Here is a 17,445-nt window from a genome sequence, read left to right on the forward strand (position 1 = left end):
AAACAAGCAGGACTTGTGAAAAAATGTCTGGAGGTTGGAGTGGAACAGCTTTTTTTTGACCGACTATATTATTGCAGTAGAAAGGAATAGTAAAATGATAAATAGACCCTCATCAATGAAAAGGTTTGGTTTTACTTGTGAGACCCCTTATCCGCAATTGATTGAAGAAGATATTATGGTACCAAAACCTGGCGAACACGACTTATTGATCGAAGTTGTAGCACTTTCGATCAATCCTGTAGATACGAAGCGAAGAGAAATCGTCAAAGAAAAAACATTTACCGTACTCGGCTATGATAGCGTGGGTTATGTTCGGGAAATGGGCTCGGCTGTAAAGGATTTCAAGCTAAATGACCGTGTCTATTATGCAGGAACGACTCAACGTGAAGGGAGTCAACAAGAGTATCAAATCGTTGATGCACGGATCGTTGCGAAAGCTCCTAAGAATCTTAGTGACGAAGCCGCTGCTGGGATTCCATTGACTGCACTTACTGCCTATGAATTGCTATTTGAAAAGTTTCAATTAGTTCCTCAAGAAAAAGCGAATGAAGGGAAAGAGCTTTTGGTGATCAATGGGGGAGGTGGTGTTGGTTCGATCATGACGCAACTAGCGAAGTGGACGGGGATGAAAGTGTATGCTACCGCTAGTCCTCAAAATTTTGGATGGCTTGAAAAAAATGGCGTAGACGTTCCAATTGATTACCATCATTCTCTTTATGACCAATTAAAACAAGCTGGGAGCGATGGTGTTGACTATATCGCAGTGTTGTATGATATTGAATCCTACCTACCAGAAATAAAAAAAATCATTCAACCTTTAGGGCATATTGGCATGATCGTCAATACAAAAGAGAAAATCGATTGGAATGAATATAAAAATGATTCAATCAGCTTCCATTGGGAGTATGTTTTCACAAAAACAGATCATAATAAAGAAATCGCAACACAAGGCGCGATCCTAGAGACATTGACAAAGTTATTTGAAGAAAATAAACTTCATAGCCACGTAACAACTGTTTACTCAGATGGTATCAACCGAGCTTCACTTGAACAAGCGATGAAGTTGGTGAGTGAAGGTGGCCAACAAGGAAAAGTCGTTCTGTCGGGTGGGTTCAAAACCAGTGGTTCATTGGATCTACAAGACATCTAGTAAGGATTACTATAAAAAGCAACTACCTTCTCAAAATAGAAGACTATTTGAGAAGGTAGTTGCTTTTTATGATAATGGTTCAATCTATATATGAATCTTCCAGAGGCTCTAATTGATTGACTGTTGGGGATGGAGCTGTGATTTTTTTGAAAGGATTAGCGAAGCGGAAGTACTTCACTTTATTCAATGTATAAGATAAAATTGAGCAACTCAAAAGAGTATAGGCAAAATGCGTAAAATCCAAATACAACAAAGACACAACTAAAATCCCAAACGTGATAACAAATAGACTTTTCCCGATATTCACATGATAATATTTTTCAATTGCTTGATAAACGATATCTGTTCCGCCAGTGCTGCCCCCAAAACGAAAAACTAAGCCACAACCGATTCCCGAAAGAATGCCAGTCATTAGACTATTCACTAAAAGATTTCCAACAGCAAAGTGGACATTTAAATTTTCCCATACATGCAAGAAGAAGACTAGAGAAAATGTTCCGACGATCGTTCGAATAAATGCATGTTTTCCAAAAATAAACAAGGAAATCAGCAATAAAGGTAAATTTATGATCAGTGAGGTGATGGAAGGCGCAAAGCCAAATAAATGATTAAGTAAAAGAGCAATTCCTGTGACACCACCGTCAGCTAATTTTGAAGGGAGATTGATTCCGGTTACCGCTAATCCATAAAGAGCAGCCCCCAAAATAATTCCACATAAGTCTAATAAAAATTTTACTTGTTTCATCTCTAACCTCTTTTCTTTTTGAAAATTTTCAGCAATCTTTATATTACACTGAACGACTGTATAAATTCAATAGGTAAATAGAAAAAAATATACATAATGAAGCATATTTAATTTCGGTCAATCACTCCTAGTAAAACAATCATTTAAATCAAAAATGATTCTCTGTAAAAAGATGTAGTGCATAATTTAGGGGATAAAAAAAGAGTGAATAAAAGAGCGTGATAAATAAAAAAAAATATTTAAAGATAAAAAAACATAAATTATTTTATCAAATTTAACGATTATGATGTTAAAACAACCGATTTTTACTTTTTTGGTCACTGACACACAACTTAAAGTATAATAATTATTGAACAAGCCAGTAAACAAGTATCTCCCCCACGAGATTTTAAAAGTTACTGGCTGTTTTTTTTTGTTCAAAATTCCAACTTCTACTTTACAACGGGAACGATTGTTCGTATAATAAAAGAGCGAACAATTGTTCGGTATAAAATAATAGAGGTGATCAGAGATGCAATCAATGAGACGTTTTGGTGCGATGTTGTTGATTTTATTTTTTGGAATTATTATAGGTAATTATGGGTTACAAACAGCATTATTGATTTTTTTACCTTCGTTTGTATTATGGTTTGTGATGTGGGATGAAAAAAAGTATCGACAAAATGAACGAAAACGCAGGTATGAAGAAACCTTCTATCAACATAGAGCTACGTATGATTCAAAATAACTAAATACAAAAACAAAACTTGCAATCACTTCTCACCATCTAGTCGATTGCAAGTTTTTTTTAAAACAACTTAGTTGGGGATTTACTTCGCTATGTTTATACTTAAAGGAGAACAGAAAGGAAGGTCATATGAATACGTTTATCGAAACGCTCAATGAGAGAAAAGAAGAATTATTCGCAGCAACATTTCAGCACTTATCTATTTCATTGATTGCATTATTGATTGCCGCAGTAATTGCGATCCCACTTGCTATTTGGGCAGTCAACCATAAAAGAATGGCAGAATTTTTGTTACAAGTAACGAGTGTACTGCAAACCATTCCCTCACTTGCACTTTTAGGATTATTGATTCCATTTGTAGGGATCGGCACTTTACCGGCGTTGATCGCCTTGATTTTATATGCCTTATTACCAATATTTCAAAGCACTTATATAGGGTTAGCAGAAATCGATCCATCAATCGAAGAAGCAGCAGTTGCTTTTGGGATGTCTCGTTTTCGAAGATTGATCAAAGTAGAGTTACCCATCGCGCTGCCTGTCATAATCTCAGGTATCCGCACTGCGTTGGTATTGATCATTGGGACAGCAACATTAGCAGCCTTGATCGGTGCAGGCGGGCTAGGAACATTTATCTTGTTAGGGATCGATCGGAATACACCTGTTTTAACTTTGATCGGCGCAATCAGTTCTGCCTTGTTAGCCATTGTTTTCAGTAGCTTGATCCGTCTATTACAACACTTGAAACCTCGTTATACGATGATCACTTTAGGCTTGATTTTGACTTTAGTCGCAGGTGCTTCCATATATCAAACTGGTTTCTTGAAACAAGAGAAAATCACGATTGCCGGTAAGCTTGGTGCAGAACCAGATATATTGATCCAGATGTACAAAGGGTTGATCGAAGAAGAAACCGAAGCGGAAGTCGAATTAAAACCGAATTTCGGCAAAACGAGTTTTTTATTCAGTGCTTTAGAAAACAAACAAATCGATATTTATCCAGAGTTTACTGGAACAGTATTAGAGAGTTTGGTTACAGTTCCTGAATCAGTCAAGGACCAAAAATTAACCAAAGAAGAAACTTATCATGAGGCCAATAAACTGTTAAATGAACAGTTCTCAATGACACTTTTAAGTCCGATGGCTTATCAAAACACATATGCTCTTGCTGTTAAACGTGACTTTGCGGATGAACACCAATTAAAATCAATTTCTGATTTAGCTAAAATCGAGAATCAAATCAAGGCAGGATTCACGTTAGAATTTATCGATCGTGCGGATGGGTACAAAGGGATACAGGAACTTTATCAGTTAGATTTTCCGAGTGTCCAAAGCATGGAACCTAGTTTACGTTATCAAGCAATAAATAATGGCGATGTCAATGTTGTGGATGCCTATTCGACCGACAGTGAACTGAAACAATACGATTTAGTCGTCCTAGAAGATGATCGGGGATTGTTCCCTACGTACCAAGGCGCACCATTGATGAATGAAGATTTTGCCAATGACCATCCAGAAGTCGTGGCTGCTCTAGAGAAACTTAGCGGTAAAATAACTGAGGAACAGATGCAAACGATGAATTATCAAGTAAATGTCGAGAAAAAACAACCAGCTGAAGTGGCAAGACAATTTCTGGTTGACCAAGGGTTAGTGAAGGAGGGTAACAATTGACCGAACTGATTGAATTTAAAAACGTCCAGAAAATCTTTAATGATAAATATGCAATTAGACAATTAGACCTTTCGATCAATGAGGGAGAGATCTTTGTATTGGTAGGTCCTTCGGGAAGTGGCAAGACAACTTCACTAAAAATGATCAATGGGCTGTCTTTACCAAGTGTGGGGGAGGTATATTTCAAAGGTAAATCATTAAAGGACTATAACTTGCAAAAAATGCGTTGGCAAATGGGGTATGTCTTGCAACAGATCGCATTGTTTCCAACGATGACTGTCAAGCAGAATATCGAAGTGATCCCTGAAATGTTAGGCTGGGAAAAACAGAAACGATCCGAGACTTCGGATCAGTTACTGGCAAAAGTTGGTTTAGATCCTGATGTCTATCGTGATCGAATGCCACAAGAATTATCTGGAGGAGAACAACAGCGTGTAGGGATCATTCGGGCACTAGCAGCAAATCCAGAAGTGATCTTGATGGACGAACCTTTCAGTGCATTGGACCCTCTATCAAGAACTTCCTTACAGGAGCTCGTTTTGTCACTTCATAAAGAATTAGGTACGACAATTGTTTTTGTTACCCATAACATGGAAGAAGCAATCAAATTAGGGGATCGGATCGCTGTGATGAAAGAAGGGGTATTGATCCAATGTGATACACCAGAGCGATTATTGATGCATCCTGAAAATGACTTTGTTCGTAGTTTCTTCGAGGAATCGATCCAAGACAATGACCAGACAGTTGAACAACTTATTCTTGCTGGCTTTTTTGAGAAAGAGATCACTGAACAACGAAGAGTGGTTCAGATTGATACACCATTAAAACAATTATTTGCTCAATTAGAAAAAGTCGAAAAAGTCAACATCTACAAGCAAGAAATACCTATTGGAGAGATATCTAGAGAAAATGTCTTTGCATTTTTAAGTGGGAAGCAGATTTGATTCATTTGGATGTTTTAGATATGTGATCCATGAATTATTTAGATAACTACACTAAAGAAGGTATAAATCAATAAAAGTTATTTAAAAACGTATTAGAATAACAAATAAAGAAATGATCGAATAAAGGCATAATTTTTTGGATGCTTTTACTCGATCATTTATCATTACGGATATTATTTAGTCAAAAATTAAAAATATCTCACGTTATCTTCATTTTTCTTGTAGACATAAGGTGATTTATATTTTAAAATTATGATTAAGTAATAGTACATATATTTTTGGGGAAATCTTATTTCAATGATAACTTTAAATAAAAATTGAATAATCATATAAGAAAAAAATGGAAAAATCACAGTCGGGTTGTTATTTTTTTGTTTATTACTGTGCTTTTTTATTAGATTTGGGGGAGTAAAATGAAAGGAATATTAAATAAACAAAGTACCAGGCAATTGGCATTATTAGAATTGCTGTGGGAGAATGAATGGTTGACCGTATCAAAAATTGTTCAAGTCATCGGGGGAGTGGAAAAGACGATACGAACGGATATCAAACATTTGAATGAAATAATCAAACCGCTTAAAATTGAAACATCTTTTAAACATGGTGTTTTCTTGGATAAAACACTCGGAGTCTCAAAGACACATCTTTATTCTTTATTTTTACAAAACTGCATCGAATGTCAGATCATTGAAGAAATTTTTATCAATCCGAATCTTACTAAAGGTGAGTTATGTGATTGCTTGTTTATTTCAGAGACACAGTTGAACCGCTTACTGACCAAGCTAAATTCAGTTTTAGATAAATTTTCGATACAAATCAGTCACGAATTGACGATTGAAGGTTCAGAGATAAATATTCGTAAATTATTTGCTAGTTTGATGTATGAAAAATATCTTTCAGCGGAAACGCTTCTTTTAAAAGAAGAGTTTGAATTAATCGATCGATTGATCCAATGTTTTTATGAGGAAAACATAACGATTATTGAAGCGAATGACCAACATCATTTTTTATTAAATAAAATACATTTAAAAGTACTTGCTGCGCTATATCGATGTAAGCAAGGCGCTTTTATTGAAAAAAAAGCAACTGTGTTTAGCTACAAAACGATTTTGAATGATGAAGAATTAAAACGTAAATGCAAAGAATGCTTTGAAATTAAACTGAACGAAGACGTATTATACAACCTATTTGCCAACTATTGCGAACCTTTTAAAGTGACCGGATCTTGTCAACAGTTAGGTATTTTCCAATCATCCTTACATAGTAAAATTGAACGACTGATCAAAGATTTATCCCAACGATTTAATATTGAGTGTTCCCATAGTGATACATTGATTGCTGACATTTTATGGAGTAGTTTTCGAATCACTGGGCCGACTTTTATATTGAATAATGTGATTGAAGAATTTGTTTTGGAATTAATGGGTGAAAATCAAACGATCATGATTGAATTAAGAGAGTGTTTTGCAGAAATATATGAAGAACTTGAACTTAAAGCATTTGATAAGAAAAATATGGTGTATCAATCGATTTATAGTTTGGTTACGCAGTGGTCTGATTTTAGGATCGAGATGAAAAAGACTCATCAGATCAAAGCCGCATTGATCTTGGATGTACCCATCGGTCATTTGCGTATGTTAAAAGAAGAAATCGAAATGCATTTTAGAAGTACATATTCCGTTGATATCTTGTCACCATTTGATCTGTTTAGCCAATCAAAATTAGAAAAATATGACTGTGTGTTGACAGATGTTTGTACAATCCGAGGGTCCGTCGAACAATCGAGGGTCATTGGTATTCCTCATTATTTCGATAATGAGTTCATTCACAAATTGCATACTTTTATTATAAACAGAAAAGAAAGTATCCAGTTATTTAGAAAAGAACTTGTGATGCAATCTATTTAATAATCCAATTTGTTAGATATGCCTAAACTGGCATATCTTTTCTTGTTCTTAATTAATAAAAATCCAATAAACCATTGGTAAATACTCACTTTGAAAATAGTTGTAAATAGAACAATCACTGAATAAATGAGAATACCTTATCTTTATTCAACTATACCAATTTTTTTAATGATGGAATTATTGATATTTTCAATACATTTCCCTATAAGTTCTATCGTTATTTTACCAAGCAGTCGGTAGATTGAGATTATTTTTAGATAAATCACTATGTTAAAAATAATGTAGACGTTCAATATTTTTTGTTTGGAGAGGTGGAAACGAAATGAGAGAAATCTTAGATGGACGTTTGAAACGTCAGTTGAAGATTTTGGAAATATTATGGGATACTCAGTGGATGACGACAGCTGAATTAGCCGAAATGATCGAAAGCTCAGAAAAAACAACTCGAAATGATCTTTCGCAAATCAATGAGATGATTGCACCACTGACAATTGAAACCTCCTTTAGATCAGGAGTATTGCTAAAGAAAAATCTGAAAACACCGAAAGCATTCATCTATTCAAAAATTTTGAGTAAGAGTTTGGAATATACCTTACTTGAAACACTATTTTTTAGAAAAGTAAGTTCAAAAGATGATCTAAGTGATAGTTTATATATATCTGAAACACAAGTATCACGTATTATTAATCGAATTAATCAAGTCATCAGTAAGTATGATTTTAAAATCAATAATCATCTCGATATTGTAGGTAATGAAGGGAATATTAGAGATTTTTTTTCTGCTTTCTTTGCAGAAAAATATAATTTACCTGAGAATCTAATGAAAATCGATGATATCTCTCTGATCACGGATATCATCGAAGTATTTGTAAAAGAGAATACGATCTGGGCATTAGTCAATAATGACAGCCACTTGTTTTTAGGAAATATGAAATTTCATTTATTTATATGTTTTATTCGTTTAAAGCAAGATTATAAGTTGATATCGGGGAATGTACCGTTTATTTTTCAACATTTCGCAAATGAAACAGAACTTTTAGGACGTATCGATGAAAATTTTGCTGTCCATCTAAGAGAAGAAAACCTCCAACAACTTTTCTATGAGTTTTATCAACCGATTCATCCAACTTTACGATTACAATATTTAAATGTCCAAGTTGATGCAGTAAATCAAAAAAATAAACTTAATCAAGTAATAGAATACTTAGAAAATAAGTTTGGTATAGTTTGTGAAAATCGTGATCAATTGATTCATGATATTTATTGGACAACCATGAATATGGTAAGACCCACCTATATTTTACATAATAAGAAACGAGAATTCTTTCAAAACGTAAAAAGAGACAGTCCCACACTAGTTAAAGATCTAGAAGAACGTTTTTTTGAGATTTATCAGACATTAGGATCTGCATTTCATAGCTATCTAGATGAAATGATCCATCAATCCGTCTTCAAGTTGTTGACTTCCTGGTCAGAGCTATGGGTACAAGTACGGAAGCAAAAGATAAAACTCCATGTCGCACTATTATTAGATAGTTCTTATGATCATATGCGTATGCTCAAAGAGGAAATCAAATTTTATTTTCGACATAATATCAATATAGAGATTCTCAACCCTGCGACAAAAATACAAAATGATTATTTAAAAAAGTTTGATTGTCTTCTGACAGATATATATTCCAATGACTACTTTGAAGTGCCTACTCTTGGGATTTCTAACTATTTAGATGAAGCGATCATTGATAAATTGGTCGAGTACTATCACATCAAAGTGGATGAACTTGCTGAGATTTGATCTACTATACAAAAATCAGTTGGCAATTGTTTCAGGATAGTTATTCGATTCCGCGATATCTTACTCAATTATTTCTTTTGGTGGGAATTATTAAGAAAAGTTCAGACTGGTTGGTTAAAATAATATGTTATTTATTTTTTCTTGGTTTCATATGGACTCTATAATGCTATCTTATCACTGTTATATATGGGGTATTAGTCAATAATTGTAAGTCTTGTTTGTATTTGTTACTAAAATAAATAACTATATATTCTTATTTTATTTACCAAACTGGCGGTAAAACTTGGTTTTAAAAGTGTTGGTTTTTTAAGGATAATTGTTTTGTGGGAATCGTGTCGTTTATATTAGGAGGTGAAGGGTAAGATAAAAAAGACGATGTATTACATGATAGGTGTGTTGCTGTTATGCGTTATGAGCCCAACTGTCTATCATGCTCAACAATCAGAAATACAAACAGTTCATGTCGAAGCAACGATCGGTGATTTAGGTAATAGTTCCGAAAATCAAGACGACACAGGGCAGAGTACCCAAAATGAAGAACAGCAAGCTACAGGTCCAACATCAAACAAAAGTGAAGGTTCTTCCTCTAATTTCCCACAAACTGGGGAACGTTTGACCAATGGAATTGCTTTGATCGGTTTATTGCTTACTCTTTTTTCGATAGGATTGTTTTATACGTTCAATCAAAAAGAAGAACGACTACAAAAAATTTAGTGAAATAATATAGGTTATTTCAGCAAGGAGAGAAATTCAATATGAAGAAGCTAAGTAATTTAGCGATTGTATCTACAATTTTATTAAGTGGTTTGGGACTTGGATCAATGAACGCTGCTGCCAATGATTTGGGATGGATTCCTGGACAACCAGATAATACACCGGGGCAAACGATTAAAGGTGATGACAAAGCCGATGTTCAAGTTTCAGGGTGGATCGGAGAATGGGATCCAGTTGATCCAGAAGATAAACGCTATATCGATATCACGATCCCTACGACTGTAAGATATGCAAATGCGATGGCAGAAGATGGAACCCCTCAACCAGAGATCGTTTCACCATTATATGCAATGACAAATAATTCAACTTCACATAGAGTGATGATCGAAGTAGAAAGTTTTGCGGAGACAAGCTCAACTGGGATCACTCAAGATTTGTTCTTTACACCATTAAATGAAGCAGCGGTTCGTTTGCAAAGTGCTTCTGGACAGTTCTTGGATACTCGTACTTATTTGACAACTATTGGGACAGGCCAAACAAAATCCTTGAAATTTGAAGGAGCAATCACTAGTCCATTCCAACAAGATGTTATTGTGACACCTGCATACACGATGTCATTCCATTTTTCTGCATTGGCTAACTAATCTTAGCAAAGTTGATAAGTATTCCATTACCTAATTTAGTAGAAAGAGTCTGAATGAAAGACTTTTCACTTATAATTTGAGAAAGGAGGTTGAGAAAAATGGCACATAGTAATAATATTGAAAAAAAGAATCATAGTAAAAAGAAGAGAACTTATATCTTGTTTTCTTTGCTACTCGTATGTCTTGTAGCAGGGATTGGCGGATACTTTTATTTTAATCAATCTCCTCCTCAAGTAGTGGCAGGGTTGCCTGATTTAGATGATAATCTGTCAAGATTGAGTAATGAAGATATTTTAAAAGCAATGCAAGATCAAGTGGATAAAGACAAAATGCGTATTCTTTTGAAACATGATATAGAGGTTGATAAAGAAGGAAAAGCGAGTGTCGATGTACGTAATAATGGTCAGAATGCATTCAATATCCAAGTAGAATACTATCTAGCATCCAATAATAAACAATTGTATAAATCAGGATTGATTCCTCCAAACAACCGAATAGACTCTATCCCTTTTGAGAATCTACCTGATGCTGGCAGTCATGATGTTAGAATTTTATACAATATTTATAACGAAGAAAAATTGGTCAATACAACAACGATCGATGGTACAATCAATATTAGTTGATCGCTGATTGAAGTTAACATAAATAAAAAATGGAAGGCTCAGAAAATAGATAATCTATTTTCGAGCCTTCCATTTTTTATTTATTTAGCTTTTAACTCAATGTTAAATCGTTCTTAGTACCAACCGTTAGCTAACCAGAAAGCTTGTGCCGCTTCCCAAGAGCCATAACGAGAGGCAACATATTGTTCTGCTACTCTTTCTTGATTGGCAGCAGAGTAGTCACCGTTCAAGTAAGAAGAGTCTAATTGGTAACGGCCGATATAGCGTCCGTTTGTTGCTGTGTAAGAACCGCTAGATTCTTTTTGTGCGATCCATTCTTTGGCATCGTTCGTACCAGTTGAAACAGCTACTTCAGTAGCAGGTGCTTGTTCCACAACGGGCGCTTCTTCTACTACAGGAGCTTGTTCCACTACAGGTGTTTCCACAACTGGAGCTGTTTCTTGAACAGGTTCTACAGGCGCTTGAGTAGCGACAGGAGCAGCTGCTTGTTCACCAGTAGGAATAGTTAATTCTTGACCTGAAAAAATCAGGTGAATGTTTGAGATTGAGTTCGCTTCGGCAATTGTTTGGATCAAGGAGTTGTCACCAACGTATTTTTGAGAAATCGTTGATAAAGTATCACCTGATTGAACAGTGTAGGCTTCGTCTGCGTGTGCAGAAGTACCCATAAATAATGCAGCGCCGGCGGCCAAAGTTGTTCCAAAAAGAATAGTTTTAAGTGATTTCATGAAAGATCTCCTTCGTATTTTAAAAAGTTATTTTGATTAGCTGTTTTCGCTAACGAGTAATACTTTACCATGATGAGACATTTCATAGGTGATAAAAACGTAACAGTTTATGACAAAGCTACCTTTTTTGTAATATTTAACGAAACATATGTAACCGAAAAACGCTTTCTTTCCTTTAATTAAAAGAATGTATGTTCTCGTTTTTTGATAAGAAAAATTAGTTAAGAAAATATTAAGCGGGCAATAAATATGTTTTTTCTATTGTAGAAGATAAAATGGCTGGATATCAATCAATCATAATAGCTATTCTTAAGTCTATAGACGACAATACGAAGAAGTTAATCAATAAAAAAACATGGAGCAAATGTTTGCCCCATGTTCTAAAAAAATCAAATCCCAATTATTGATGTTCTACACGATTGGAGATCATTGGAAAGAATTTCAAACAATAAATAGCACAAATCCCAACAATAATATATATAGCTTTAGCTAAAATAGTCGTAGAGCCGCCTGCAATCGTCGCAACTAAATCAAATTCTAATAAACCGACTAATAACCAGTTCAATCCTCCAACAATCAACAATGTTAAAGCAATCATATCTAAAGTTTTCATTGAAATTACCCCTTTCCTATATGACATACTATTATTATAAAACAATTAAAGAATTTGTACTAAAATATTGCCTGTAATTTAATTTATAGTCCTTTCATTTCAACGTTTTATAGAATTTGAAAATTAAAAATAGATATGTCTTGACAATAGATAAGTAAAAGATTAGATTTAGCTGGTTATAAAATAATAATATTTATTAAGGAGAAGAACATGAAAAAAAAATGGATGATTACTGGATTGATTGCATTGTTGCTAGGGGGGATTGGTTATACAGGCACACGGTTTGCAGGAGAAGTTTTATTCTGGGGTGGGGAATCTGATATCACTAAGATCAACGAAAATTTAGAAAAACTTGATCAACAGTTAACAAACCATAACCAAAAAATCACTGACTTGAATAGTCAATTAGCAATAAAAAATCAAGATCTTCAAAACATACAAACAAAAGCGCAAGAATACCAAACAAAGATCACTGACTTGGAAACGCAAAAAAGCCAATTGGTTGCTGAACATGCAAATTTACAAAACCAATTAACCAGTAAAGAAAACCAACTAAATGACAAACAAATCGAAATCAACAATAAGATCAATGAAATCACTCAAAAAATAAACGAAATCAACACCCTAAATAGTCAATGGAATACTAGACTCCAAGAGATTCAGGGCAAATATACAGAGATGCAAAGTACTGTCAATCAGTTAAACGAGCAAATCAACCAATTAAATCGAGAAAAAACAAATTTACAAACTGATTTAGCAACCACGAAGAAACAATTAGAAACTATTTCAGCAGAAAATAGTAATTTGAGAAGTTATATCGCACAATTAGAAAAAGCGAGAAACGATGCAAAGCAAACGGCGGAAAAATCTCAACAAATCGTTGATCGCCAAGTGAATAAGTAGACGTTAAAGATACTTTTTTTAGAGTTGTTTTTTCAAGGAAAATCACTTGAAAAACGGAACGTTTGTTCGTATAATGGTGATGAGGGGAGAGATGACAATGGAAAGAAAATATGGCACGGTCTCAAAAATCAGAACGATCAAACTAGGGGAACGACCACTGATCCGTTTTACTTTAGGGTCAGAGAATTGCTTGATTGCTAATCATAGTCTTAATTTTATTGCCGATGTCGATGAAGGAATGAAGATATTTGTGAAAGGCTACTATAATAACCGTAAGCAATTTGTCGTCAAAGACTACACGGTATTAGAAAAACCAAACATTGTTGTCGCTTTTGAAAATAGTCTCTTCCCTAAACAGAAGATCATCAAATGAGAGAACAAAAACAATGTTTGATAGCAATGACGAATGGATTACTCTTATATAGGTAGAAAAAAATGTAAATTGACTCGTTGAACTGCCTTGTTTTTCAAATAAAAACAAAAAAACTCATGGCATAAACCATGAGTTTTACTTATTATTGTCTTTAGACCAAGTTGAGCTCGCAAAGCGAGTGAAACAGAAAACCACCTGCTATGCGGGTGGGGAATAAAAGGTTCTACCAAAAAGCCCTTCCTATCGTTAAAATATGATTGTTCAGGTCATATTGATAACGAAAGGAAGGGAAAAGAAATGGCTAATAAAGCAAATAGTTTAGCCCATACAAAGTGGCTGTGCAAATACCACATTGTATTCACACCAAAGTATAGAAGAAAAATCATCTATAATCAATATCGAGCAAGTATTCAAGAAATTATCAAACGACTATGTAAGTATAAGGGAGTAGAAATCTTGGAAGGACATATGATGCCAGATCACGTCCATCTATTATTGAGTATCCCACCAAAAATAAGCGTGTCAAGTTTTATGGGTTATCTTAAAGGAAAGAGTGCATTGATGATTTTTGATAAACATGCAAATTTAAAATATAAATTTGGCAATCGACATTTTTGGGCAGAAGGATATTATGTAAGCACAGTGGGATTGAATGAAGCGACCATAAGGAAATACATTCAAGAACAAGAGAAACATGATATAGCGCTAGATAAATTGAGCGTTCGAGAATACGAGGACCCTTTTAAGGGTTAGAGAGTAGAACAAAAACCTTTTTAAAGGTAGGCAAAAGTGACAAAGGCAATATGGCTTGAACATGAAATGAGAAAGCCAGCGTCTTTAGGCGCTGGCCGGTGTTAAGGGCTTATAGCCCTAGAGCAAACCACCCTTTTGAAGGGTGGTTATGATTTATGCAGACGATGGGATTTGAACCCACACGAGCTTGCGCTCACAAGACCCTCAATCTTGCATGTCTGCCGTTCCATCACGTCTGCAAGAAACAACACTTTAATCATAGCGAGTAACGAAATAGATGTCAAGATATGAAAGAGGAAAATCATGAATAAATATGATGGAGAATTTTCCATTTTAGGAATGGTGGCAGGCATGATCATTGGATCAGCATTCGGACAATTGATCATGGGGATATTCTTAGGTGTGATCATTGGGATCGCTATGGATTGGGCAGCAAATCTTTGGAACGATCGACATGAAAGATAAAAGTAAAAAAAGTTGATTTTCATCTAGGATTTTTTTAAAACGGTGGCAAAAACCAGATGAATGGAGTATGATATGGAAATAAATAGGTATAATCAGAAATTTCTAACTTTTTTGAAACGAGGGATTGGATCACTATGAGAGAATTTGAAAAATCCAACAAATTAGAAGGCGTAAGTTACGATGTCCGGGGACCGGTTCTTGAAGAAGCAGAGCGAATGCAAGAAGAGGGCATCAGTATTTTAAAATTGAATACGGGAAATCCAGCACCATTTGGATTTGAGGCACCAAATGAAGTGATCCGTGATTTGATCATGAATGCTAGAGATTCAGAAGGCTATTCGGATTCAAAAGGGATTTTTTCTGCACGAAAAGCGATTGAACAGTATTGTCAATTGAAAAAATTTCCAAATGTGACGATCAATGATATCTATACTGGTAATGGGGTCAGTGAGCTGATCACGATGTGTATGCAAGGGCTACTGGACAATGGCGATGAAGTATTAGTGCCAATGCCAGATTATCCTTTATGGACAGCTTCTGTTTCTTTGGCTGGAGGAAAACCAGTTCATTATGTATGCGATGAACAAGCCGAATGGTATCCAGATATTGAGGATATCAAATCCAAAGTTACTAGCCGAACAAAGGCAATCGTGATCATCAATCCTAATAACCCAACAGGAGCTTTATATCCGAAAGAGTTATTAGAAGAAATCGTGAAAATCGCACGAGAACATCAATTGATCATTTATTCAGACGAAATCTATGATCGTTTAGTGATGGACGGCTTAGAGCATATCCCGATTGCGACTTTAGCACCTGATCTATTCGTTGTCACATTGAATGGCCTATCTAAATCACATCGTGTGGCGGGATTCCGTGTCGGCTGGATGGTGTTGAGTGGTGACAAATCAAATGTAAAAGGCTATATCGAAGGGTTGAATATGCTTTCCTCTATGCGTCTTTGTTCAAATGTCCTGTCACAACAAATCATCCAAACTGCATTAGGTGGCTACCAAAGTGTGGATGAATTGTTATTGCCAGGTGGACGGATCTACGAACAAAGAGAATACATCTATAATGCAATCAACGATATCCCTGGATTATCAGCAGTTAAACCGAAAGCAGCATTTTATATCTTTCCAAAAATCGATACGAAACGCTTTAATATTACCAATGATGAGCAATTCGTATTAGATTTTCTACACGAGCATAAGATTTTACTGGTTCACGGAGGCGGTTTTAACTGGCCTGATCCAGACCACTTTCGAATCGTTTACTTACCAAAATTAGACGATCTAAAAGTAACGGCGAAAAAAATGCGTGAATTCCTGACAACCTACCAACAAAGATAGGAAATGTCATATTTTGGCTGTTGTGCGTGTGTATTAAGTAGGTAGTTTTAAGCGCAAGCGAGTAACTGACGGGACAAATCAAGATTTTATGAAGTAAGTGAATCACTATAAAAATTGGAATCAACGATTCTTATAGGCGTTTGCTTACTTCACTAAATCAACCGTTTTTGTCTGGGGTTTATTCTCACTTAACACCTGCAATAACCATTTTCGAGTAATAGCCAACGAGTAGTAAAAACGATGTGATTGGCAAGTTTTTTTATAAAGTAAATACGACTTCACCTAAAAGCCGTCCGGATACCGAGGCGTTTTTTTAATGTCAATTTTTGAAAAATGATTCGTTGCTATTGGACTTTTCTTGAAGTTTACAAAGTAGTCAAGTACAATACATGTAGTCATGCGAATACGCATATTTTTTTTGAGAGGGGGATACTTATGGAAGCATTAGTCGATTCCTTTGGTACGATCATCAAAGAAATCCGAAAAGAACAAAAAATGACTCAACAAATGCTTTCACAAGGCATTTGTTCTCAAAGTGTGCTAAGTAGAATCGAAAATAACGAAGAGTTACCAAATGTATTAGTGATGGCCCAAATCTGTCACAGGCTTGGTGTAACGATCGATTATGTAATGAACTTATCCAAGGACAAGATGCGAGCAGCAACTAGACAGTTTGATCTTCTGGACCTTTACTTTTTAAAAAGAGATTATCGTAAATTAGAACAAGAACTAAAATCAGCGAAGGTGACAGAGAATCTCTATTCAGCTGAGGATTTTCAACGGTATTATTATTATTTAGGTGTTTGTGAATTTACATTAAGGAAAAACCTAGTAAAGGCACTTAGTTACTTGAAAGAAGCATTGACTTACTCTAGCCAAAAAGATCGGACACATGTCTGTGATATCGAGATCCAATTGATCAGCTGTATTGGTAAAGTCTATGGGGTTGCAGGGAGAAGTACAGAAGCAAGATATTATTTAAGTCGTAGTGTCCAACTCTTGCATGATACGATCAACGAGCACAACAAAAGCGAATTGACGCAGATTTTTTATAATTATGGTAGTTTTCTATTTCATCAAGGAGAACGCCAAGCAGCTCTTGAACAAGTGAATCAAGGGATTCGTTGGGCACAAGAAAAAAATAGCTATTATTATTTAAATGATTTATTTATTCTAAAAAGTTTGATCTACAAACAGCAAAATGAACTATCAAAAGCATTGTTTTATGAAGAATTAGCTCAAGCAGTAAAAAAGATTGCTAAAAGTATATAAATGGTGTAGACCATTCTTGACTTCTTTCGTAAATAAGAGTAATTTAAAGGTAGATCATCAAAGGAGAGA

The 17,445-nt window shown here is 35.0% G+C and carries 18 protein-coding genes and 1 tRNA gene; 15 read left to right on the forward strand and 4 right to left on the reverse strand.

The features are described from left to right. The first annotated feature begins 94 nt into the window (after positions 1–94). Positions 95–1,150 (forward strand): zinc-binding alcohol dehydrogenase family protein, encoded by a 1,056-nt coding sequence (locus IGJ19_RS05575; RefSeq protein ID WP_086334569.1) that lies wholly within the window; start codon positions 95–97, stop codon positions 1,148–1,150. Positions 1,151–1,229: 79 nt separating this feature from the next. Here the strand turns inward: IGJ19_RS05575 and IGJ19_RS05580 are convergent, their stop codons facing one another. Further along, on the reverse strand, positions 1,230–1,895 hold the full coding sequence (locus tag IGJ19_RS05580) for a YitT family protein (RefSeq protein WP_071866403.1): 666 nt from the start codon (positions 1,893–1,895) through the stop codon (positions 1,230–1,232). Positions 1,896–2,406: 511 nt separating this feature from the next. Between IGJ19_RS05580 and IGJ19_RS05585 the strand changes: the two genes are divergently transcribed. The 8 genes from IGJ19_RS05585 to IGJ19_RS05620 all read left to right on the forward strand — a co-directional run bounded on the left by IGJ19_RS05585 (position 2,407) and on the right by IGJ19_RS05620 (position 10,917). Beyond that, positions 2,407–2,622: a hypothetical protein gene (locus tag IGJ19_RS05585; RefSeq protein WP_010735720.1), complete on the forward strand. Its 216-nt coding sequence runs from the start codon at positions 2,407–2,409 to the stop codon at positions 2,620–2,622. 129 nt (positions 2,623–2,751) lie between these two features. Beyond that, the gene (locus tag IGJ19_RS05590) at positions 2,752–4,290 is read left to right on the forward strand and encodes an ABC transporter permease/substrate-binding protein (protein ID WP_071866404.1); all 1,539 of its coding nucleotides are present in this window, start codon (positions 2,752–2,754) and stop codon (positions 4,288–4,290) included. Further along, positions 4,287–5,234, forward strand: a complete 948-nt coding sequence (locus tag IGJ19_RS05595) for an ABC transporter ATP-binding protein (RefSeq protein WP_074799730.1) — start codon at positions 4,287–4,289, stop codon at positions 5,232–5,234. Before IGJ19_RS05590 ends, IGJ19_RS05595 begins: the two co-directional genes overlap by 4 nt. A gap of 413 nt (positions 5,235–5,647) precedes the next feature. Beyond that, positions 5,648–7,141 carry a helix-turn-helix domain-containing protein gene (locus IGJ19_RS05600; RefSeq protein ID WP_142433200.1) on the forward strand — a complete coding sequence of 498 codons (1,494 nt, stop codon included), beginning with the start codon at positions 5,648–5,650 and terminating at the stop codon, positions 7,139–7,141. 322 nt (positions 7,142–7,463) lie between these two features. Next, positions 7,464–8,936, forward strand: coding sequence for a helix-turn-helix domain-containing protein (locus IGJ19_RS05605; RefSeq protein ID WP_086334571.1), 1,473 nt, complete (start codon positions 7,464–7,466; stop codon positions 8,934–8,936). Positions 8,937–9,311: 375 nt separating this feature from the next. Further along, on the forward strand, positions 9,312–9,650 hold the full coding sequence (locus IGJ19_RS05610; RefSeq protein WP_065096554.1) for an LPXTG cell wall anchor domain-containing protein: 339 nt from the start codon (positions 9,312–9,314) through the stop codon (positions 9,648–9,650). A 41-nt stretch (positions 9,651–9,691) separates the two neighbouring features. Next, positions 9,692–10,294, forward strand: a complete 603-nt coding sequence (locus tag IGJ19_RS05615) for a hypothetical protein (protein ID WP_071866408.1) — start codon at positions 9,692–9,694, stop codon at positions 10,292–10,294. Between the two features lie 98 nt (positions 10,295–10,392). Further along, positions 10,393–10,917, forward strand: a complete 525-nt coding sequence (locus IGJ19_RS05620; protein ID WP_071866409.1) for a hypothetical protein — start codon at positions 10,393–10,395, stop codon at positions 10,915–10,917. Positions 10,918–11,030: 113 nt separating this feature from the next. Here IGJ19_RS05620 and IGJ19_RS05625 read toward each other — a convergent pair whose 3' ends face one another. Continuing rightward, a complete protein-coding gene (locus IGJ19_RS05625) occupies positions 11,031–11,645 on the reverse strand; it encodes a LysM peptidoglycan-binding domain-containing protein (protein ID WP_086334572.1) in 615 nt (204 codons plus the stop codon). A gap of 400 nt (positions 11,646–12,045) precedes the next feature. After that, the gene (locus tag IGJ19_RS05630; protein WP_010735711.1) at positions 12,046–12,258 is read right to left on the reverse strand and encodes a DUF378 domain-containing protein; all 213 of its coding nucleotides are present in this window, start codon (positions 12,256–12,258) and stop codon (positions 12,046–12,048) included. Between the two features lie 210 nt (positions 12,259–12,468). Here IGJ19_RS05630 and IGJ19_RS05635 point away from each other — a divergent pair, with 210 nt between their 5' ends. From IGJ19_RS05635 to tnpA, 3 genes are all read left to right on the forward strand, one after another. Next, a complete protein-coding gene (locus IGJ19_RS05635) occupies positions 12,469–13,161 on the forward strand; it encodes a DNA-directed RNA polymerase subunit omega (RefSeq protein ID WP_071867155.1) in 693 nt (230 codons plus the stop codon). Positions 13,162–13,258: 97 nt separating this feature from the next. Then, complete coding sequence (locus tag IGJ19_RS05640; protein WP_019724534.1) at positions 13,259–13,534, forward strand: hypothetical protein; 276 nt, start codon at positions 13,259–13,261, stop codon at positions 13,532–13,534. 297 nt (positions 13,535–13,831) lie between these two features. Continuing rightward, positions 13,832–14,287, forward strand: coding sequence for an IS200/IS605 family transposase (gene tnpA / locus IGJ19_RS05645; RefSeq protein ID WP_100917284.1), 456 nt, complete (start codon positions 13,832–13,834; stop codon positions 14,285–14,287). Between the two features lie 156 nt (positions 14,288–14,443). Here tnpA and IGJ19_RS05650 read toward each other — a convergent pair. Next, positions 14,444–14,526: transfer RNA gene (locus IGJ19_RS05650), tRNA-Leu, on the reverse strand. A gap of 64 nt (positions 14,527–14,590) precedes the next feature. Here IGJ19_RS05650 and IGJ19_RS05655 point away from each other — a divergent pair. The 3 genes from IGJ19_RS05655 to IGJ19_RS05665 all read left to right on the forward strand — a co-directional run bounded on the left by IGJ19_RS05655 (position 14,591) and on the right by IGJ19_RS05665 (position 17,376). Beyond that, positions 14,591–14,752: a hypothetical protein gene (locus IGJ19_RS05655; protein ID WP_169823223.1), complete on the forward strand. Its 162-nt coding sequence runs from the start codon at positions 14,591–14,593 to the stop codon at positions 14,750–14,752. Positions 14,753–14,886: 134 nt separating this feature from the next. Beyond that, positions 14,887–16,104: a pyridoxal phosphate-dependent aminotransferase gene (locus IGJ19_RS05660; protein ID WP_019724414.1), complete on the forward strand. Its 1,218-nt coding sequence runs from the start codon at positions 14,887–14,889 to the stop codon at positions 16,102–16,104. A gap of 435 nt (positions 16,105–16,539) precedes the next feature. Further along, on the forward strand, positions 16,540–17,376 hold the full coding sequence (locus tag IGJ19_RS05665) for a helix-turn-helix domain-containing protein (RefSeq protein ID WP_071867154.1): 837 nt from the start codon (positions 16,540–16,542) through the stop codon (positions 17,374–17,376). Positions 17,377–17,445: the final 69 nt, after the last annotated feature.

This window comes from Enterococcus sp. DIV1368b, assembly GCF_050529595.1.
Lineage (GTDB): Bacteria > Bacillota > Bacilli > Lactobacillales > Enterococcaceae > Enterococcus_B > Enterococcus_B mundtii.